Consider the following 18,002-nt stretch of genomic DNA (forward strand, 5'->3'; position numbering starts at 1 on the left):
GAAGGTGTCTGCACCATGAAAGGCGATTTCTCCCGTCTGACCTTCGATCCCGCCCGCGCGTTCACGCAGGTGCTGCGCCAGCAGGGCCGGGTCGATATCGATGCCGACTGGAACGAACAGCAGGCGATCCTGACCCATCTGGACCGCACCACCCGGCGCGACGTGATCGGGCCGAGCGGTGCGCCCATCGGCCAGGCCGGCTTCGCCATCTCCGCGGCCGGGGGGCTGGAGATCGGGGCCGGGCGCTTCTATGTCGGCGGGCAATTGGTGGAATTGGCGGCGCCGGTGGCGCTGGCGGACCAGCCCTTCCTGGCGGGGCTGACGCCGTTCCTGAACGGCAACGGCAATCCCGTCGCCAACCCGACCTCCGGCCGCTACCTGTTCTTCCTGGAGGCCTGGGACTTCCACACCACCGCGGTCGAACTGCCGGCGCTGAAGGAGCGGGCGCTGGGCGGGCCGGATACGACGACGCGGCTCAAGACCGTCTGGCGGGTGCGGGCGCTGCGCCTCGGCAATGCCGGCGGCAGCGACCATTGCGAGACCGTGACCGCCGCCTGGACGGCCATGACCGGCGCGCCCACCGGCACGCTGGCGGCGCAGGCGCAACCGGTCGCGGGCGACGGCAGCCTCTGCGCCCTGCCGGAGACGGCGGGCTATCAGAGCCTGGACCATCGCCTGTACCGGGTGGAGGTGCACGAGGGCGGGTTGCCGAACGGCGCCTCGTTCAAGTGGTCGCGCGACAACGCCTCGTTCGTGGCGGGCTGGCTGGCGCGCAACGGCAACGAGCTGACGGTGACCACCACCGGCTTCGACGCGCAGATCGGCTTCCGCAACGGCGGCTGGGTCGAACTGACCAGCGATGCGCGCGAACTGGCCGGCCTGCCGGGCACGATGGTGCGCGTCGCCCGCGTCGTCGGCGAGGTGCTGGAGGTGGAGACGTCCACCGCGACCGGGACGCTCGACATCAACGCCTTCGGCGATACGCCGAAAATTCGCGCCTGGGACAGCCCCGGCCCGGTGACGATCACCGCCGGCGGCTTCCTGCCGCTGGAAAACGGCGTCGAGGTCGAGTTCGGCACTGGCAGCTATCGCACCGGCGACTGGTGGACCATTCCGGCCCGTTCGGGCTTCGGCGTCGAATGGCCGGTGGAGTCCGATGGCACCACGCCCAGCGCCCTGCTGCGCCAGGGCACGGCCCACCGCTTCGCCCGGCTGGCGCTGCTGGACTTCCAGGCCAATGCCTGGAGCTTCGTTTCCGACTGCCGCGCGCTGTTCCCGGCGGCCACGGAATTGCTGACGCTGGATGCCCTCGGCGGCGACGCCCAGGAAATCGCGCCGGACCCGACGGCACCGAACGCGCTGCTGCCGCTGCGCCGGCCGCTGGTGGTGGGCGTCGCCCGCGGCCAGTATCCGGTTGCCAATGCCCGCGTGCGCTTCCGCGTCTCGCTCGGCAACGGGCGGCTGGGCGGCGGCAGCACCGAGCAGATCGTCACCACCGGGCCGGACGGGACGGCCAATATCGGCTTCTCGCTCGATTCGACCACGCTCGATCAGGCGGTGGAGGCGACGCTGCTGAGCCCGGCCGGCGCTGCCCGGCACCTGACCCACATCTTCAGCGCCCGGTTGTCGCGCGCGGCGGAGGTGTCGTTCGACCCGGCGAACTGTCCGCCGCTGGCCGGCGACCGCACGGTGCAGGCGGCGATCGAGCGGCTCTGCCAGATGGACGGCAATGGCTGCGCCACCTATGTGCTGGCGCCCGATTCCGACTGGGCGGCGGTGCTGGAGACCATCGGCGAGGGCGAGCACGCCCATGTCTGCTTCCAGCGCGGCGTGTTCCGGACCGAGCGGCGGGTGACGCTCTCGAACCTGGGCCATATCCGCCTGACCGGCGCCGGGCCGGGCACCCGCGTCGTCGTGCGCGGCGGCGAGTGCGCCCTGCATTTCGTCAACTGCGCCAGCCTCGGCATGGCCGACCTGGCGTTCGAGGCGCCGGACCGGGGCCAGCCGCAGGGCCGGCGCCCGACAACCGTCGGCGTGGTCATGGCGACCGGCTGCGGCGCGGTCGACGTCCAGAATGTCGAGATGATGACCGCTGCCGACACGCTCACCTACCGCGCCTGTCTGGCGGTGGTGGAGGCGGAAGGGCGGCCAAGGCCGGATCGGCTGCTGGTGCACAACAGCCGCTTCCGCGCCGGCAACGCCCAGATGGCGCTGGCGCTGTCCGATGCGGACTGGGTCAGCGTCGAAGGCAACCGCATCACCAGCACCGACCCGCCGCGGCTGCGGACGGTGCCGGCGGAATTCGTGGACCCGGTGGTGAACCGGTTGATTCGGGACGTGGTCGCCGGCACCGGCACGCCGACCCCGACCCGGCCGGTGCCGGGCACGGCGGAGGTGGCGGCCGGCAATTTCCGGGCCGTCATCCCGACGACGGTCGATCAGGTGGATTGGGAACGGGCGGTCCAGGCCAACCCGCCCAGCCGCGTCGAACTGGCGAACGAGGCCAATTTCCAGCGCTATGTTCAGCGCGTCGGTGACAGCATCGCCGCCGCTCCCGACAATTCCGCCAGCCTGACGCGCGTGCTGACCGCGGTCCGCGGTGCGGACACGACCAGCCCGCCGAACCGGGAGTTGATCCGCCGGCTGGTGATCACCAATGACCGGATCGTGGTGGGGCCGGCGGCTCCGACCGATACGGGCCGCAACGTCACCATCAGCGTCGGCCGCATCCGGATTGCCTTCAATTCGGAGCTGCGGCAGGCCGACTGGAACGCGCTGCTGGAACTGGTGCCTCCGGGGCGGGTCACCACCACCGACGAGTTGGAAACGGCGGTGCGAAGGGCCGCCGCCGCCATGCTCACCGACGAGGCGCTGGCCAACCGGCTGCCGTTTGCGCGGGCCCTGGTCGACAGCCTGCTGCCGCGGATGGGGCCGGTCGCGGCCCTGGGCGTGCTATGCCTGGGCGCGACGCTGCCCGCGGTCTCCATCACCGGCAATGTGTTCGAGCGCGTGGCCGAGGCGGTCCGCGTCGCCCGCCAGGGCCTGGGCACCGCGAACCAGCCGTTGCGGGCGGGCTCTGTCGAGATATCGGACAACCGCATCGGCCTGTTGCTGCCCTTCCTGGCGCAATCGGGCCAGCAGGGCATCCTGGCCGGCGGCGCCGAGCGGGTGATCATGTCCGGCAACGAAGTGATCTATCGCCAGTTGGCGGACGAGCAGACCTTCGATGCCGGGATCGAGTTGCAGGGCAATTTCGGCAACCAGATCCATCTGCGCGAAAACACGGTCGAGCGGGCGATCACCGCCATCCGGGTCTCGTTCGTCGGCACGCCGCCCGTGGTGACCGAGTCGTCGCGCCCGATGTGGCGGGCGACCGCCAATCTCTCGGTCGGCGGCGGCGACAACCCGTTCGTGTTCGTCGCCCAGACGACCGGCGGGGCCTTGCCCTTCATCCTGCGGGACAATTTGCGGATGTAGGCGAGCGGCGCGCGGCCGCCGGAGGTGTTCCGATTGCGGGGTGTGCGTCGGACGGGATAGCCTGTTGGCCGAACGGCCGCGCATCCGCCCCGGCGGACGACCGGCCCACCGCAAAACCGTTGAGAGGAAACGCACGCCCATGAGCCGCACCGTGACGGAGGTCTCCGCCCCCGATCTGAAAGCCTGGTTGAAGGATGGCGGCGAGATTGCCGTGCTGGACGCCCGCGAGGAATGGACGTTCGGCAAGCGACATTTGCTGCTCGCCTCCTGCGTGCCGCTTTCGCGCCTGGAACTGATGGTCGATGACCTGGTGCCGCGTCGCGACACCCGCGTTGTCTGGTGCGATGACGGCGAGGGGCTGGCCGGGACCGCCGCCCGGCGCATGGCAGCGCTGGGCTATTCCCAAGTCTCCGTCCTTCTGGGCGGGGTGAAGGGCTGGGAGGCGGCCGGCTTTCGCGTCTATAGCGGCGTCCACGTGCCCAGCAAGGCGTTCGCCGAGGTGGTGGAGCACGACGCCGGCACGCCCTGGGTGACTGCCGAGCAATTGAAGGAGATGATCGACGCCAAGGCCGACATCGCCATCTACGACAGCCGCTCCTACGAGGAATACAACAACAACAGCATCCCGACCGCGATCAGCGTGCCGGGGGCCGAACTGGTCTATCGCTTCACCGACCTGACGCCATCCGAGGATACGCTGGTTGTCGTCAATTGCGGCGGCCGCACCCGCTCGATCATCGGGGCGCAGTCGCTGATCAATGCCGGTTTCAGGAACAAGATCGTCTCCATGAAGGACGGCACCATGGCCTGGCACCTGGCCGGGTTCGACGTGGTGAACGGCGCCACCCGCCGCCCGCCGGCGGTCTCGGAGGCCGGCCGCGAGGCGGCGTTCGCCGGCGCGGCGCGGGTGCGCAGCCTTTGCGACGTGCGGGAGATCGACTTCGCGACGCTGGAACACTGGCGCAGCGAGGCCGGGACGAGGACAACCTATGTCATCGACGTGCGCACGCCCGAGGAATACGAAGCCGGTCATCTGGCCGGCGTCCGCCTCGCCGCGGGCGGGCAGTTGGTGCAGGAGACCGACAGCCATATGGCGGTCTGGGGGGCACGAGCCGTGCTGGTGGACGACAACGGCGTCCGCGCCACCATGACCGCCTCCTGGTTGACGCAGATGGGCTGGGCCGACGTGGCGATCCTGAAAATGGACGCGCTGGACGGCGCCGGCGGCCCGTTGGTCAAGGGCCGGCATGAGCCGAAGGCGCTGGGCTTCGATGCGGCTTCGGTGGCCCCGATCTCCGTGGCGGCGTTGCGGCAGGCGCTGGACGCCGGCACGGCCGTGGTCGTCGATTTCGCCGACAGCCGCAGCTATGGACGCGGCCATATTCCCGGCGCCTGGTTTTCGACCCGCGCGCGCTTGGCGGAGGCGCTGGCCAGGCTCCCGACGGCGGAGACGCTGGTTTTCACCTCGCCGGAGGGCGCGCTTGCCGGCCTGGCGGCGGCGGACGGTGTGGCCGCGGGTGCCAGGGTGCTGGCGGGCGGCACCGAGGCCTGGGTCGCGGCCGGCCTGCCGCTGGAGCAAGGGCATACGCACATGGCGGACGAGGCCGACGATGTCTGGCTCTCGGCCCGCGAGCGCGGCCAGAACCGGGAGGAGGCGATGCGCGAATACCTCGCCTGGGAAATCGACCTGGTGAACCAGATGGCGACCGACGACGATCACCGCTTCCGGGTGGCGGTGCCGCGATAGGGCGGCCTGACCCGCACCCGGGCATTGCGCCCGCCACCGGTGCGGGCGCATCCTGGACGTTCAACAACGCAAATCATCGCAAAGAGGAACTTCCATCATGGCAGATCTGGACGGCAAGGTCGCGGTCATCACCGGCGGCGCCAGCGGCATTGGCGAGGCGACCGTGCGCCTGTTCGTCGAGGAAGGCGCGCGCGTCGTCATCGCCGACATGCAGCGCGACCGCGGCGAGGCCCTGGCCCGCGACCTGGGCGAGGCAGCGACCTTCGCTTTCTGCGAAGTCCGCCAGGAAGACCAGGTCAAGGCGGCGGTGGCGGCCGCGGTCGACCGCTGGGGCCGCCTGGACTGCATGTTCAACAATGCCGGATTCGGCGGCGCGCTCGGCCTGTTCGAGGACATTCCGGGCGACGAGTTCGACATGACCTTCGACGTGCTGGTGAAGGGCGTGTTTCTGGGCATGAAGTACGCGGTTCCGGTGATGCGCCGGCAGGGTGGTGGCTCGATCATCAACACCGGCTCGATTGCCGGCGTCGCGACCGGGCGCGGCCCGCTGCTCTACTCCGTCGCCAAGGCCGCGGTCATCCACATGAGCAAGGTGGCGGCCATGCCCTATGGCGAGGAGAATATCCGCGTCAACTGCATCTGCCCCGGCTATATCCCGACGCCGCTCTCCACCAATGCGGTGGGCAAGCCGGACGAGGTGGTGGCGGACCGCTCCGCCGGCTATGACAAGCGCCAGCCGATCCCGCGCGCCGGCCGGCCGGACGACATCGCCCAGACCGCGCTGTTCCTGGCGAGCGACCGTTCCGGCTTCATCAACGGCCAGGCCATCGTGGTCGACGGCGCCGCCGCCAGCGGCGTGATGTGGGCGGACCAGCAGCCGGCCTACAAGACGCACCGTCCGATCAAGGTCTACAACCCCGACCGCACTTGAGGGGGCTCGCCCGGTTCCAAGTGCCGTTCTCCCCAATCGCCTTCATCCCGAGTGGCCGCGGGCAAGGCCCTGGGCGTATCGAGGGACGACTGCGCCGCCGCCCGGCCACTCCGCCCCTCGATGCGGGCCTGCGGCCCTACTCGGGGTGAAGCAATGCGGAAGGGTGTCAGCTTCGCCCTCTCTCCCGCCCCACCCTTGCCTTCATCCCGAGTGGCCGCGGGCAAGGCCCGGGGCGTATCGAGGGACGACTGCGCCGCCACCCGGCCCCTCCGCCCCTCGATACGGGCCTGCGGCCCTACTCGGGGTGAAACGGGGAGGAGGGGCTGGCGAGACGTTGCCGCCTCAGGCCTGCTTCACCGCCGCGGCCTGCTCCAGGGTGGCGATTTCGTCCGGGCTGAAGCCCCAGCCGGCCAGGGCCTCGCGGGTGTGCTGGCCGGCGGTGGTGGAGCCGTGGCGCACGGCGGACGGGGTCTTGCTGAAGCGCGGCGCCGGTCCCGGCTGCTTGTAGCCGTCCAGGTCGACGAAATTGCCGCGTTCGACGTTGTGCGGATGCTCCATCGCCTCGGACATGGTCAGCACCGGCGCAAAGCAGATGTCGGAGTCGCGCAGCAGCGCATCCCATTCGTCCCGCGTCTTGGTCCTGAAGATCGCGGCCAGCCTGTCGGCGTTTGCTTCCCAGTGCTCGCGGTCGTGCTGGGGGTAGAGGTCGTCCTCGGCGAGGCCCAGCCGCTGCAGCAGTTCGGCATAGAATTGCGGCTCGATCGAGCCGATGGAGACGTGGCCGCCGTCCTTGGTCTCATAGACCCGGTAGAAATGCGCGCCGCCGTCCAGCAGGTTGCTCGCCCGCCGGTCCTCGCGCCACTGGCCCGAGGCGAGAAAGCCATAGACGAAGGTCATCAGCGAGGCCGAGCCCTCCAGCATGGCCGCATCGACCACCTGGCCCTGGCCGGTCTTCTGGGCGGAGATATAGGCGGCCAGCACGCCCAGGCCCAGATAAAGCGAGCCGCCGCCGAAATCGCCCGTCAGCATCAGAGGATGCACCGGCGGCCCGTCGGCCGGGCCAATATTGGCGAGCACGCCCGAGAGCGAGATATAGTTGATGTCGTGGCCGGCGGTCTGGGCGATCGGCCCATCCTGGCCCCAGCCGGTCGCCCGGCCGATCACCAGCTTCGGGTTCTCGGCCCACAGCGTCTCCGGCGCCAGCCCCGCCCGCTCCAGCACGCCGGGGCGGAAGCCTTCGATCAGGATATCGGCCCCGGCGCAGAGGCGCTTGATGGTCGCCAGGCCCTGCGGGTTCTTCCAGTCGATGGCGACATTGGGGCGCGAGCGGGTGAGGGGATCGAACTTCTCCGGAAAGCCCCGCTTCTGCACGCCGACATTGGCGAGCCGGTCCACCCGCAGCACGTCCGCGCCCATCTCGGCCAGCAACATGCAGCAATGCGGCGTCGGCCCGATGCCGGCCAGCTCGACCACTTTCACTCCATCCAACGCGCCCATGGGCGAGGTCTCCCGTTCTTCGGTCAAATGCTCTTGCCGCCGTCGATGTCCAGGCTGACGCCGGTCACAAACCCCGCATCGTCGGAGGCGAGATAGAGCATGGCGTTGGCGACGTCGTCCGGGTCGGTCAGGCGGCGCAGCGGCACCTCGGATTCCATGCGTTTGCGGCCCTCGTCCGACAGGCGGTCCTGGCCGGTCACGGCCTTGAAAAAGCCAGTTTCCGAGGCAAGCGGGCAGACGCAATTGACCCGGATCTTGAAGCGCGCCAGGTCGACGGCCAGGCCGCGCGTCATCACCACCACCGCGCCCTTGGACGCGTTGTAGGGCGTGCTCTTCGCCCGCGGGTTCTTGGCGCCGATGGAGGCGGTGTTGACGATCGCGCCGCCGCCGTTTGCGATCATCACCGGCGCGACCGCCTTCACCCCCAGATAGACGCTCTTGGTGTTGAGGTCGAAGATGCGGTCGAACTGCTCTTCCGGCATGTCGTGCAGGAACATGGGCGCATGGCCCCCGCCGGCATTGTTCACCAGCACATCGACCGTGCCGAACGCCGAGACCGCGGCGTCGACCATCGCCTGCACCGAGGCGGCCTTGGTCACGTCGGTCTCGACGCCGATGACCTGATGGCCGTCGGCGGCGAGCGCGTCGACCACGGTGCGCAGGCCGTCCGGGTTGATGTCGGCGGCCACGATCCGGGCGCCTTCGGCCGCGAATTTGCGCGCCGCCGCCCGGCCGAAGCCGGATGCCGCGCCGGTGATGACGACCACCTTGTGTTCGAACCGCATGATTTCCTCCGAATGTGTCGCCCCTGGCGGGGGCGTTGTCCGTTCGCCGCAAAGCCTAGCCGCCGCACGCGGGGCCGGCAACGCGGGACGGCTGGCCGGATCGTGGAAATCCCGCGGAAGTCCGGTGACAAGGCGCACGGGAATGCGCATGCTGCGCGGGAACCGAATTCCCCATCCCTTGGCGCCACGCCGACAGGAGACCCGCCATGAACGGCATCGACTACATCGCCCGGATTTTGCAACAGGAAGGCGTGGAGTGGATGTCCTGCTTTCCCAGCAACCCGTTGATTTCCGCCGCGGCGCGGGTCGGCATCCGCCCGGTCGCCTTCCGGCACGAGCGCGGCGCGGTGATGGCGGCGGATGGCTATAGCCGCATCAGCGACCGCCAGCGCTTCGGCGTCGTCGCCGTGCAGTCGCAGGCGGGCGCGGAGAACGCCATGGGCGGCCTCGCCCAGGCCTATGCCGACAACATTCCGTTGCTGATGTTCGTCGGCGGCAACACGCTGGAGACCATTGGCGTGAAGCCGAATTTCAGCGCCGCGCGCAGCTATCAGGGCTGGGTGAAGCATGTGGAAGCGATCTACACGCCGAACCAGGTCGGCGACGTCATGCGCCGCGCCTTCCACGCGCTCCGCAACGGGCCGCCCGGGCCGGTGGTCGTCGAACTGACCGCCGATGTCTGCGCCCAGGAGGTGCCGGAGGCAGCGCAGACCTACAAGTCGCCGAAACTGGTGCGCCAGGCGCCGGAAGCGGCGGAGATCGAGGCGGCGGCCGACGCGCTGATCGGCGCGCAGCGGGCGGTGCTCTGGGCCGGTGCCGGCGTGCTGTTTGCCGGCGCCACCGCGGCGCTGCGCGAGCTGGCGGAATTGACCGCGACGCCGGTGTTCTGCACCATGCCCGGCAAGTCCGCCTTCGACGAGCGCCACCCGCTCGCCCTCGGCGCCGGCAGCGGCACCACCACCGGCCCGGCGCACGAATGGCTGAGCGAAAGCGACGTGCTGGTGGCCCTCGGCAGCAGCCTGACGCGCACGCCCTACGGCCAGAAAATCCGGCCGGGCAAGACCCTGGTGCACAACACCAACAATCCGGCCGACCTCAACAAGGACGAGGCCGCCGACATCGGCCTGATCGGCGACACGCTGCTGACCATCGAGGCGCTGATCGCCTGCATCAAGGCCAAGACCGGCGGCAAGGGCTGCGGCAATCGCAGCGAGACCGAGGCCGCCGTCGCCGCTGCCAGGGCCAAGTGGATGGCGGAGTGGCAGCCCGTCCTCGCCTCCGACGAGGAGCCGATTGCCTATTACCGCGTGATCCAGGCCCTGAACGAGACGCTGGACCTGGAAAACAGCATCGTCACCCACGACGCCGGTGCGCCGCGCGACTCGATCGTGCCGTTTTACACCGCGACGACGCCGCACAGCTACATCGGCTGGGGCAAGACCACCCATCTGGGCTTCGGCATCCCGCTGGCGATCGGCGCGAAAATGGCCGAGCCGCAGAAATTCTGCCTGAACCTGATGGGCGATGGCGCGTTCGGCATGTCCGGCACCGATATCGAGACCTCGGCCCGCTCGGGCGCGGCCATCACCACGCTCCTGCTGAACAACAGCGCCATGGCGACCTATTCCGGCCCGACCCGCGGCACCATCGGCGAGGAGGCGCGGACCACCTATGGCGTCTCCACCATGCAGGGCGACTATGCCAAGATCGCCGAGGGCATGGGCGCGGTCGGGCTTCGCGTCGCCAGGGTCTCGGAACTGGCGCCTGCGCTGCGGGAGGCGCAGCGCCTGAACGCGGAAGGCCGGACCGTGCTGATCGACGTCGCGGCCAATGTCGAAGAGCGGCGCTCGCGTTTCTGACCGGCGGGAGGCCAAAATGACCGATTTCGGCATCTTCACGTTTGCGACCGACTATTCGCTCGACCCGGCCCGGCTGGCGCGGGAGACCGAGGCCCGAGGGTTCGAATCCCTGTTCCTGCCGGAGCACTCGCACATTCCCGTCAGCCGCGACACGCCCTATCCCGGCGGCGGCGACCTGCCGAAGGAGTATTCCCACACCCACGACCTGTTCGTCGCCCTGACCGCGGCGGCCGCGGCGACGACGACGCTGAAACTCGCCAGCGGCATCTGCCTGATCACCGAGCACCATCCGGTGCGGTTGGCCAAGGCCATTGCCTCGCTGGACCAGTTGTCGAAGGGGCGGGTGCTGCTGGGCGTCGGCGTCGGCTGGAACGCGGAGGAGATGGAAAACCACGGCGTGCCGTTCAAACGCCGCTGGAAGGTGATGCGCGAGCGCATCGAGGCGATGAAGCGGATCTGGCGCGAGGACGAGCCGGAATATCACGGCGAATTCGTGGATTTCGACCCGGTCTGGTCCTATCCGAAGCCCTACCAGCCGGGCGGGCCGCCGGTGCTGATCGGCGCCAACTCCGAATGGGTGTTCGACCGGGTGGCGGGCTATGCCGACGGCTGGTTGCCGATCAACCCGATGCCGGGGCGCGTCCATGCCGGCGTCGAACTGGCGGACGGCCTGCGGCGCCTGCGCGAGTCGGTCGAGCGCGCCGGGCGCACCATGGCGGAGATCGACCTGACCGTGTTCGGCCTCGGCCCCGATCCGGAGGCGGTGGAACGGCTGATCGGCCTGGGCTTCAACCGGATCGTCTTCCACGTGCCGCCGGTCGAGGAGGCCAAGGTGCTGCGGCTCCTGGATCGCTACCAGGGCGTCGCCGCGGCGTTTGCGGGATAGGGCTGCTGCCGGCCAGGGCTACACGCACTCCCCCCCCTTTCTCCCGCGGAGGCGGGAGCCCATGCCTGAGCGTGTCTCACAAAGTCCGGACTTTGTAGGGGAGGCTCAGGCATGGACCCCGTGTCGAGCACGGGGCGGTGGAGGAGTGGGCAATGCAGCGCGCGAACATCGGCATTGACGGTGTTCGATGAACCAGGCCGATCCCGGCCCACCGCTCCGCGGCGGCCGGGAAACGGCGGCCTCGGAGCGCGTCCGAAGCCGCCGTCCGGATCAGGCCAGGTCGAAGCGGTCGGCGTTCATGACCTTGGTCCAGGCCGCCACGAAGTTGCGCACGAACTTCTCGCCCGCGTCGCCCTGGGCATAGACCTCGGCCAGGGCCCGCAATTGCGAGTTGGAGCCGAACACCAGGTCGACGCGGGTGCCGGTCCACTTCACTTGCCCGGTCGCCCGGTCGCGGCCTTCGAACACGTCGCCGGTGTCGTCGGCCGGTTTCCACTCCGTGCCCATGTCCATCAGATTGACGAAAAAGTCGTTGCTGAGCGTGCCGGGGCGGTCGGTGAAGACACCGTGCTTGGACCCGCCGACATTGGCGCCCAGCGCGCGCAGGCCGCCGACCAGCACCGCCATTTCCGGCGCGGTCAGGGTCAGCAACTGCGCCTTGTCGAGCAACAACTCCTCGGCCGAGACCGTGTATTTCGTCCTGGCGTAATTGCGGAAGCCATCGGCCATCGGCTCCAGCACGTCGAACGACGCGGCGTCGGTCTGCTCGGCCGTCGCGTCGGTCCGGCCGGGGGCGAACGGCACCTCGACGCTGTGGCCGGCCGCCTTCGCCGCCTGTTCGATCGCCGCCGAACCGCCAAGGACGATCAGGTCGGCCAGCGAGACCGACTTGCCGCCGCTCTGGGCCGCGTTGAAGTCCCGCTGGACGGTCTCCAGCGCAGCCAGCACCTTGGCCAGGGTGGCGGGCTCGTTCGACTCCCAGTCCTTTTGCGGGGCCAGGCGGATGCGGGCGCCGTTGGCGCCGCCGCGCTTGTCCGAGCCACGATAGGTCGCGGCCGAGGCCCACGCCGTCTTGACCAGGTCCGGCACCGACAGGCCGGACGCCAGGATCTTCGCCTTCAGGCCGGCAATGTCCCCTGCGTCCACAACGGGATGATCGGCGGCGGGGATCGGGTCCTGCCAGATCAGGTCTTCCGCCGGCACTTCCGGCCCCAGATAGCGGGACTTCGGCCCCATGTCCCGGTGGGTCAGCTTGAACCAGGCACGGGCGAAGGCGTCGGCGAACTGGTCCGGGTTCTCGTGGAAGCGCTTCGAGATCGGGCCGTAGATCGGGTCCATGCGCATCGCCATGTCGGCGGTGGTCATGATCGTCGTCACCCGCTTCGAGGCGTCGTGCGCGGCCGGCGCCATATGGTCCTCCGGCACATCCTTCGGCACCCACTGCCAGGCACCGGCGGGGCTTTTGGTCAGCTCCCACTCATAGCCGAACAGCATGTCGAAATAGCCATTGTCCCACCGGGTCGGGTTCGGGGTCCAGGCGCCTTCGATGCCGCTGGTGATGCTGTCGTCGCCCTTGCCGCTGCCGTGGCTGCTGAGCCAGCCGAGGCCCATCGCCTCCAGCGGTGCCGCTTCCGGCTCGGGGCCGACCAGGGCGGCGTCGCCGGCGCCATGGCATTTGCCGAAGGTGTGGCCGCCGGCGGTGAGCGCAACGGTCTCCTCGTCGTCCATGGCCATGCGGGCGAAGGTCTCGCGGATGTCGCGGCCGGAGGCGACCGGGTCCGGCTCGCCGTTCGGTCCTTCCGGGTTCACGTAGATCAGGCCCATCTGCACCGCGGCCAGCGGGTTTTCCAGATCGCGGTCGCCGCTATAGCGCTTGTCGCCCAGCCACTCGCTTTCCGTGCCCCAGTAGATATCCTCTTCCGGCTCCCACACATCCTCGCGGCCGCCGCCGAAACCGAAGGTTTTGCCGCCCATGGATTCGATGGCGCAATTGCCGGCCAGGACCAGCAGGTCGGCCCAGGAGAGCTTGTTGCCGTATTTCCGCTTGATCGGCCATAGCAGCCGGCGCGCCTTGTCCAGGTTGGCGTTGTCCGGCCAGCTGTTCAGCGGCGCGAACCGCTGCGTGCCGGACGAGGCGCCGCCGCGGCCGTCGCCGGTGCGGTAGGTGCCGGCGCTGTGCCAGGCCATGCGGATGAACAGCGGGCCATAATGGCCGTAGTCCGCCGGCCACCAGTCCTGCGAGTCGGTCATCAGGGCATAGAGGTCCTGCTTCACCGCCGCCAGGTCCAGCGACCGAAAGGCCGCGGCATAGTCGAAGTCCTCGCCCATTGGGTTCGACTTGGCCGAATGCTGGTGCAGGATCGACAGGTTGAGCTGGTTCGGCCACCAGTCGCGGTTCGACTGGGCGCCGGTGGTGGTTGCGGCGGCACCGTGCATCACCGGGCAGCCTTGGCGGGATTTCGGGGTCTTGGCGTCCATGGAGTCCTCCGAGCGGTGATTGATTGGACGAAATATCGAGCCACAGGGTGGCAGGGGACGGATCGGCGCTCCGATCACCACATGCGACAAATGTAGCGCCTGATCCGGTCGAATTCGATATAGCGCTCATTTGCAATCATTATAATTTGTATTTTCTAATCTCATTCATAAGAGTTTCTGATGAACAACCTGACGCTCCGGCAGTTGCGCTATTTCGAGGCCGTGGCCCGGCACGGGCATTTCGGCCGGGCGGCGGAGGCGTGCGCCATCAGCCAGCCGGCACTCTCCATGCAGATCAAGGACCTGGAGGAGGCGCTGGGGGCGGCCCTGTTCGAGCGCAGCCCGCGGCAGGTGCGCCTCACCGCCCTGGGCGAGGCGTTTGCCGGGCGCGTCCGCGACATTCTGCGGGCGGTCGACGATCTGGGCGCGCTCGCCCGTGCCTCGCGGCAGGGGCTGGCGGGGCGGCTGCGCCTGGGCGTGATCCCGACGATTGCGCCCTATCTGCTGCCGCGCATCGTCCGTGAGCTTTCGGAAGCCTATCCGGGCTTGGACCTGCGCCTGCATGAGGCGTTGACGCAAACCCTGCTGCGGGACCTGGCCGAAGGCCGGCTGGACCTGGCCCTGGTGGCGCTGCCGGTCTCCGAAGCGTCGCTGACCGAGGTGCCCCTGTTCACCGAGGATTTTGTCCTGGTCCGCCCCGCCGGCGACGCCGACCAACCGGCCCCCACCCGCGAGATGCTGCGGGACATGCGCCTGCTGCTGCTGGAAGAAGGGCATTGCTTCCGCGATCAGGCCCTTTCCTTCTGCCAGGTCCATGCGGCCATTCCCTGGGACCTGATGGAGGGAAGTTCGCTTTCGACGCTGGTGCAGATGGTCAGCGCCGGCATCGGGGTCACACTGATCCCCGAAATGGCGATCCCGCTGGAGACGGGCTCGGCGGCGGTATCGGTCGCCCGCTTCCGCGATCCGCGCCCGTCGCGCACCATCGGCATGATCTGGCGGGCCCAGAACCCCATGGCCGACCAGTTGATGGCGGTCGCGGACGCGGTGCGGCATGTGGCGGAGGCCTCCGGGGAGGCGCCGTAGCCGATGGCGCCGGCGCGCTCCCAAAGGGGCCGGTCCGGCCGGCTATTGCAGCCTTTGCTCCAGGCGCGGCAGCAATTTCTCCAGCCGGTCCAGCCCGCTTTCGAGCCGCGGCAGCAGGCGTTCGATCCGTTTCAGCGTCGCCGGGTCGAATTTCGGCGGTTCGGGCCGTTTCTGCGAGCGGAACGCGATGTCGAACCCGCCCAGCACCGTCGGCGACTTCTGGGTCAGATTCAACTGCCGCAGCGAGACCTCGCCTTCGAGCCCCGGCTTCGGCGCCTGCACATAGACCCGGACCGGCTTTTCGCTCTGCGGCTCCAGCGCGAACGGCCGGCCGATCGGCAGGCCGCCGGTGTCGACCTTCCACCCCTCCGGTGCATCGACGATCAACAACGTGCGGATCGGCTCGCGGAACGGGTTGCGCACCATCAGCGTGTCACGGAACGCGCTGTCGCTGTCGGAATCCTGCAGCGACAGGTTGCGGTGGGTCATGTTGTTGTTGCGCGGCGTGGCCACGTCCACGACCAGGGTCGATTCCGCAATCGGGTCCTGCGGCGAGTCGAGCACCACCATGACGCAATAGTGCCTTGGGTTGGCCGCCGTCGGATCGACCGCGGGGGCGTGGAAGTCGAAGCTCAGGATTTGCGCCGCATCGCCGCCCGTGCCCGCGACCGAGGCGCCGGAATAGGCCAGGTTGGCGATGGTCTGCGCCGGTTCCGGATGCCAGACGGAGGTATCCGCGGAATCCGCCGGGAAGGCGGTCCAGAAATCCGCGGGCAGGGCCGGCAGCGCGGTGCCGGCGAAGGCCCAGTGGAATTTCACCGTGACCGACTCCGCCGTGACCGGGCCGCGATTGCGCACGCGGACATAGACCCGGTTCACCGTGCTCTCCACCGGGTTTTCGTCGGCGAAGGCTTCGAACGCGGCGTTCGTGGTCGGGGCGGCGGCATAGGGCGGGGCATCGACCTTGATGTCGACGCTGCGCCAGTGCGGGATGAAGCCGCGCGTGGCCTCGAACAGCGTGTTCGAGGGCTCCGCGGTGTTGCCCCAGTCCAGGCGGTTGTCGCGGATGAACACGTCGACGCCGCCCTTGCCGCCGGAGGCCACCGGGGCGGCGATGCGCACCGCCTCGAACGCGTTGAGACGGCCCCAGCTATGGGTCGGCGTGCCGCCGGGCGCGCTGAAGCCGTTCGCCTCGGCATACTGGCCCACGGAATCCTCGATCCGGTCGGTGGTGTCCTGGATCAGGTTCTGGATCTGGGTGCGGGTGATGGTGCCGTTCACGGTCTCGATCAGGCCGATCACGCCGGCCGTCAGCGGCGTCGCCGACGAGGTGCCGCCAAAGCATTCGGTGTAGTCGCGGGCGTTCGCGGGCGGCGGCGCGTTCTCTGCCGTCGGACAGTTGTTCACCGGGCTGCCATTGTTGTAGCCGGCGGCCCCCTGCCGGTCGGTGGTGGTGATGTTCAGCGTGCCGGTGAAGGGGTCGGCCGCGTTGTAGCCCCGGTGCGAGGGCGACAGCACATCGACGCAGTTGCCGATCGAGGAGACGATCACCTTGCGATCCTGGTTCGACGACGAGGACACGGCCAGGACGGAGGCGTTGTTGCCGACCCGCGGATCGCCGCAATTGTTCAGCGCCGTGTTGCCGGCGGCGAATACGACCGAGAGACCGGCCGTGGCCGCCGCGTTGATCGCCGCGGTCGTGGTCGGATAGAGGCCGCTCGAACTCCAGGAATTCGAGACGATCCGGGCGCCCTCTGCCTGGGCATAGCCATAGGGCAGGCTCTTGGCGAAGTCGTTCGCCACATAGCCGGACCGCAACAGGATCAGCGTGCATTGCGGACAACTGCCGGACACGCCCAGCGCATTGCCGCCGCGTGCCGCGGCGACGCCGGCGACCGCGGTGGCGTGGTTTTCGGTGGCGTCGTTCGGCGTCGGTGCGTTGTCGCCGCAGCCAGGCGACGTGGCGGCGGTGCAGCCCTGGAAATCCCAGCCCAGCGTATCGTCGACCCAGCCATTGCCGTCGTCGTCGATGCCATTGCCGGGGATCTCGCCCGGATTGGCCCAGAGATTGGGCGTCAGGTCGGGGTGGGTGGTGTCGAAGCCGCCATTCTCATGGATGGCGATGATCGTGCCCGCGGCCCCCTGGGTGATGTCCCAGGCCAGCGACAGGTCGGCGTCGGCATCCACCGTGCCGCCGTTCTGGCCGGTGTTGCGCAGATGCCATTGGTCGACGAAACGGGTGTCGTTCAGCAGGGTTTCGGTGTCGAACGCGACCGAGACGAAGTTGGGATAGGCGAACTCCGCCGGCGTCTTCTCGACCACCTGGCGGGCGACCGCCATCAGGTCCACCGCATCCCGATCCGGCGCGGCGAACACCGCGTAGGATTTCAGATAGGGATGAACGGTAAGGAGCTTGAAGCCTTGCTCCTGCATCGCGGCGATCAGCCGGTCCGGCGACTCGGCCTTGGTGCTGCCGGCGACGATCTCGTCCAGTGCCACGGAGGGAATGCTGTCGCCGTCGCCCTCGCGATAGGCGAGGCCGAAGCGGACTCCGGTCCGCGCCGCCTTGGCCCGCAACTCGCGCACCAGCTTGACGAGGCCGTCGCGCCCGCTCCCGTCGTCGCGCACGCGCAGGAAGGCGAGCTGGTCGTGATAGATCCGCTCGATCTCCAGCCCATAGGACGAGGCCAGCTCGCGCAGGGCGCGCTGTTGCTTTTCGGGATCGGGGAGATAGGCGCCGATATGGCTGACCAGCAGGCGGACCTCTGCCTTGCCCTCCGGCCCGATATAGCTGTCCGGGACGGTTTTCAGACCGTTCGGGGCGAAACTCGGTTGCGGCCCGTCCGCCACGGCAAGAAACGGCCAGACCAGAATGGCAGCGACGGCAGAGAGAAATTTCCAGTATCGCATCACGGCCCATTCCTTCTTCGAGGACACCAACACACCCAATAGAAAATCCGATGGATACTCTATCACGAATGATGGGCCGAAACCACTTGTGATTGAAATAGTGGCCGCCCGAAATAATAATTTATGGTGGTTCTAATTCGCGCGAGACAATAGTCGAAATTTGCGGTCTTTGGGTCGATATTTCGGCTCTTCGGTCAACCCATGTTCAAAATTCCGCCGTATTGTTGACGCAGTTTGCACCTTGAGGACGGCGGGGCCGTTGACTTGGGCGTGCACCGTTGGCGGCGAATGGCTTGATTGCCGGCGCGTACCGTTCCACCCTTTCGGATCGGCGCAGGCTCGGAGA

General features: G+C 68.8%; 10 protein-coding genes. 6 read left to right on the forward strand and 4 right to left on the reverse strand.

Features of this window, described 5'->3' with window-relative positions; translation table 11 throughout:
* Window positions 1-15 precede the first annotated feature (15 nt).
* The 3 genes from H6844_08585 to H6844_08595 all read left to right on the forward strand — a co-directional run bounded on the left by H6844_08585 (window position 16) and on the right by H6844_08595 (window position 6,155).
* Window positions 16-3,477, forward strand: coding sequence for a hypothetical protein (locus tag H6844_08585; GenBank protein ID MCB9929456.1), 3,462 nt, complete (start codon window positions 16-18; stop codon window positions 3,475-3,477).
* Window positions 3,478-3,616: 139 nt separating this feature from the next.
* Window positions 3,617-5,224 (forward strand): thiosulfate sulfurtransferase, encoded by a 1,608-nt coding sequence (locus H6844_08590; GenBank protein ID MCB9929457.1) that lies wholly within the window; start codon window positions 3,617-3,619, stop codon window positions 5,222-5,224.
* Between the two features lie 97 nt (window positions 5,225-5,321).
* Window positions 5,322-6,155, forward strand: a complete 834-nt coding sequence (locus tag H6844_08595; GenBank protein ID MCB9929458.1) for a glucose 1-dehydrogenase — start codon at window positions 5,322-5,324, stop codon at window positions 6,153-6,155.
* Window positions 6,156-6,497: 342 nt separating this feature from the next.
* Here H6844_08595 and H6844_08600 read toward each other — a convergent pair whose 3' ends face one another.
* A complete protein-coding gene (locus H6844_08600; protein ID MCB9929459.1) occupies window positions 6,498-7,652 on the reverse strand; it encodes a CoA transferase in 1,155 nt (384 codons plus the stop codon).
* A 23-nt stretch (window positions 7,653-7,675) separates the two neighbouring features.
* The gene (locus H6844_08605) at window positions 7,676-8,437 is read right to left on the reverse strand and encodes a glucose 1-dehydrogenase (protein MCB9929460.1); all 762 of its coding nucleotides are present in this window, start codon (window positions 8,435-8,437) and stop codon (window positions 7,676-7,678) included.
* A gap of 206 nt (window positions 8,438-8,643) precedes the next feature.
* On the opposite strand from H6844_08605, the gene H6844_08610 reads away from it, so the two are divergent.
* Both H6844_08610 and H6844_08615 read left to right on the forward strand, forming a co-directional pair.
* Complete coding sequence (locus H6844_08610) at window positions 8,644-10,296, forward strand: hypothetical protein (protein MCB9929461.1); 1,653 nt, start codon at window positions 8,644-8,646, stop codon at window positions 10,294-10,296.
* A gap of 16 nt (window positions 10,297-10,312) precedes the next feature.
* The gene (locus tag H6844_08615) at window positions 10,313-11,182 is read left to right on the forward strand and encodes an LLM class F420-dependent oxidoreductase (protein MCB9929462.1); all 870 of its coding nucleotides are present in this window, start codon (window positions 10,313-10,315) and stop codon (window positions 11,180-11,182) included.
* Window positions 11,183-11,452: 270 nt separating this feature from the next.
* Here the strand turns inward: H6844_08615 and katG are convergent, their stop codons facing one another.
* Window positions 11,453-13,660, reverse strand: coding sequence for a catalase/peroxidase HPI (katG, locus tag H6844_08620; GenBank protein ID MCB9929463.1), 2,208 nt, complete (start codon window positions 13,658-13,660; stop codon window positions 11,453-11,455).
* 180 nt (window positions 13,661-13,840) lie between these two features.
* On the opposite strand from katG, the gene H6844_08625 reads away from it, so the two are divergent.
* Complete coding sequence (locus H6844_08625) at window positions 13,841-14,746, forward strand: LysR family transcriptional regulator (GenBank protein ID MCB9929464.1); 906 nt, start codon at window positions 13,841-13,843, stop codon at window positions 14,744-14,746.
* 42 nt (window positions 14,747-14,788) lie between these two features.
* On the opposite strand, the gene H6844_08630 is transcribed toward H6844_08625, so the two are convergent.
* The gene (locus H6844_08630) at window positions 14,789-17,656 is read right to left on the reverse strand and encodes a S8 family serine peptidase (protein ID MCB9929465.1); all 2,868 of its coding nucleotides are present in this window, start codon (window positions 17,654-17,656) and stop codon (window positions 14,789-14,791) included.
* Window positions 17,657-18,002 lie beyond the last annotated feature (346 nt).

The sequence above is a fragment of the Alphaproteobacteria bacterium genome, from assembly GCA_020638555.1.
GTDB lineage: Bacteria > Pseudomonadota > Alphaproteobacteria > Bin95 > Bin95 > JACKII01.

Bases quoted from the DNA above. Each gene is read 5' to 3' on its own strand.
- H6844_08600 (MCB9929459.1), bottom strand. From the start codon at position 7,652: ATGGGCGCGTTGGATGGAGTGAAAGTGGTCGAGCTGGCCGGCATCGGG.
- H6844_08585 (MCB9929456.1), top strand. From the start codon at position 16: ATGAAAGGCGATTTCTCCCGTCTGACCTTCGATCCCGCCCGCGCGTTC.
- H6844_08630 (MCB9929465.1), bottom strand. From the start codon at position 17,656: ATGCGATACTGGAAATTTCTCTCTGCCGTCGCTGCCATTCTGGTCTGG.
- H6844_08595 (MCB9929458.1), top strand. From the start codon at position 5,322: ATGGCAGATCTGGACGGCAAGGTCGCGGTCATCACCGGCGGCGCCAGC.
- H6844_08605 (MCB9929460.1), bottom strand. From the start codon at position 8,437: ATGCGGTTCGAACACAAGGTGGTCGTCATCACCGGCGCGGCATCCGGC.
- H6844_08625 (MCB9929464.1), top strand. From the start codon at position 13,841: ATGAACAACCTGACGCTCCGGCAGTTGCGCTATTTCGAGGCCGTGGCC.
- H6844_08615 (MCB9929462.1), top strand. From the start codon at position 10,313: ATGACCGATTTCGGCATCTTCACGTTTGCGACCGACTATTCGCTCGAC.
- katG (MCB9929463.1), bottom strand. From the start codon at position 13,660: ATGGACGCCAAGACCCCGAAATCCCGCCAAGGCTGCCCGGTGATGCAC.
- H6844_08610 (MCB9929461.1), top strand. From the start codon at position 8,644: ATGAACGGCATCGACTACATCGCCCGGATTTTGCAACAGGAAGGCGTG.
- H6844_08590 (MCB9929457.1), top strand. From the start codon at position 3,617: ATGAGCCGCACCGTGACGGAGGTCTCCGCCCCCGATCTGAAAGCCTGG.